At 71.6% G+C, this 2,419-nt stretch carries 1 protein-coding gene; it reads right to left on the reverse strand.

The genetic code is table 11. From position 1 onward, the window contains the following. Window positions 1–265 precede the first annotated feature (265 nt). The coding region (locus FOE67_RS22845) for a heavy metal translocating P-type ATPase (RefSeq protein ID WP_323385329.1) at window positions 266–2,419 on the reverse strand (2,154 nt) is incomplete at its 5' end.

Raw genomic sequence — 2,419 nt, forward strand, 5'->3', positions numbered from 1 at the left:
CCGGCACGGGGGGGGGGCGGGCCGGGAGCCGCCGGGGCCCGCCTCACCCGGGCCGTTCCGTTTGGATCATGGCGCGGACCGGAGGAAGGTGCCGGCGGTGTGGAGTCCGGTCCGGTGGATCGCGGCGGTCCTCCCGTCGCCGGGCGGGAGGAAGCTGCGCCACCCGTGTCCGCCGCGGCCGTGGGTGGTCCGGGGCGGGTTCCCGGTGGTCCGGTTCCCCCCGGCTCGTCGACGATCGATCAGCGGTGGACGAGGGGACGGCCCGTCATCGACCCGCCTCCCGGCCGGCGATTTTGGCCGTGCTGGTCACCGGGGACAGGTCGAGGCGACGCAACAGTTGGGCGTTGAGCGCGACGAGGACGGTCGAGGTGGACATGAGGATCGCGCCGACGCTCATCGGCAGGACGAAGCCGATGGGCGCGAGGATGCCGGCGGCCAGCGGGACGGAGAGGAGGTTGTAGCCGGCTGCCCACCACAGGTTCTGCCTCATCTTCCGATAGCTCTCGCGCGAGAGGTCGATGACCGAGAGCACCGACCGCGGATCGGAGGAGGCGAGGATGACACCGGCGGAGCCGATGGCCACGTCGGTGCCCGCGCCGATGGCGATCCCCACGTCGGCTCGGGCGAGCGCGGGCGCGTCGTTGACGCCGTCGCCAACCATCGCGACCCTGTGGCCCTCCCCCTGGAGTTCGGCTACTTTGGCGGCCTTGTCCTCGGGACGAACGCCTGCGAGGACACGGTCGATGCCCAACTCTCCGGCGACGGCGTCGGCGACCGCTCGGGCGTCCCCGGTGATCATGACGACCCGGGCTCCGGCGGCGTGGAGGGCGTCGACGGCCTCCCGCGACTCGGGCCGGATCCCATCGGTCAGCCGCAGCGCTCCGATCACCTCGCCGTCGGCGAGAACGTGAAGGATGATGGCGCCCTCGTCGCGCCAGTCATCGGCGATGGGCAGTTCCCGTCGGTCGTGCCGGTCCAACAGGTGGGGGCCACCGATCCCGATCACCCGACCGTCCACGGTGGCCTCGACGCCCACGGCGGGTGAGGAGGAGAAATCGGTGGCCTTCGGCACGGGCAGGCCGTGTGTGGTCGCGGCCCCGACGACGGCTTTGGCCAGGGGGTGCTCGCTGTCGGCCTCCGCCGCGGCCGCCAGTGCCAGCACCTCGTCCCGCGAGTGTTCTCCGACCGGCTCGATGGCGGTGACGGTGGGCTCGCCCCTGGTCAGGGTGCCGGTTTTGTCGAACAGGACCGCGTCGACGGTGCGCATGGATTCCAGCGCGAGGCGGTCCTTGACGAGTACGCCGCCGCGGGCGGCGCGTTCGGTGGCGATGGAGACCACCAACGGGATCGCCAGACCCAGGGCGTGGGGGCAGGCGATCACCAACACGGTGATGGTGCGCACCACCGCCGCGTCCGGGAATCCCAGTAGCAACCAGACGACGGCGGTGACCGCGGCCGCGCCCAGCGCGAACCAGAACAGCCAGGCGGCAGCGGTGTCGGCGATCCGTTGGGCGCGCGAGGACGAGGCCCGGGCATCGGTGACGAGCTTTTGGATGCCGGCCAGGGTGGTGTCCTCCCCGGTGGCGGTGACCTCGACACGCAGTCCGGAATCCGTGGCCACGGTTCCGGCCACCACATGCTCACCGCCCCCACGGTGCACCGGCCCGGACTCCCCGGTGACCATCGACTCGTCCATGGAGGCCGACCCGTCGATGATCCTCCCGTCGGCCGGGACCGCCGAGCCCGGCCGGACCAGGACGACATCGCCGACGGCCAGGTCGGCCGGCGCGACCTTCACGACCCGATCGCCGTCCAGCCTTTCGGCTTCATCCGGCAGCAGGGCGGCGAGGGAGTCCAGGGCCGAGGTGGTCCGGGCCAGGGAACGCAGCTCGATCCAGTGCCCCAGGAGCATGATGACCACCAGCAGGGCCAGTTCCCACCAGAAGTTCAACCCGTGGTCGAGCAGGCGCAGGCTCGCACCCCAGGAGGCGATGAAGGCGACCGTGATCGCCAGGCTGATCAGCAGCATCATGCCGGGTTTGCGGGAGCGGAACTCGCCGATCGCACCGACCAGGAACGGCCATCCACCCCAGAGGTAGACGACGGTGCCCAATACGGGTGAAACCCACCGGACCCATTCACCCTCGGGCAGGTGGTAGCCGATGAGCGAGGCGAACATGTCGTTGAACGCCACCACCGGGACGGCGAGGAGGAGCATGATCCGGAACAGTCGCCGGAACCGCTCGACGTGATCGCCGTGGTCCGCGTGCCCGGCGTGTCCGTGATCGCTCTCACCGCCGTGCCGCGAGGGGGCGTCCCGCCCGCCCCTCCCGGAGGGACGGGCGCGTTCCCGACGGCGGTCGCGGGTGTGATGAGCTGCGTGCGGGTCGGGCTCGGAATGGGGGGCGGCCCCGGTGTG

Source organism: Streptomyces calidiresistens (assembly GCF_014141525.1).
GTDB classification, from domain to species: domain Bacteria; phylum Actinomycetota; class Actinomycetes; order Streptomycetales; family Streptomycetaceae; genus Streptomyces; species Streptomyces calidiresistens.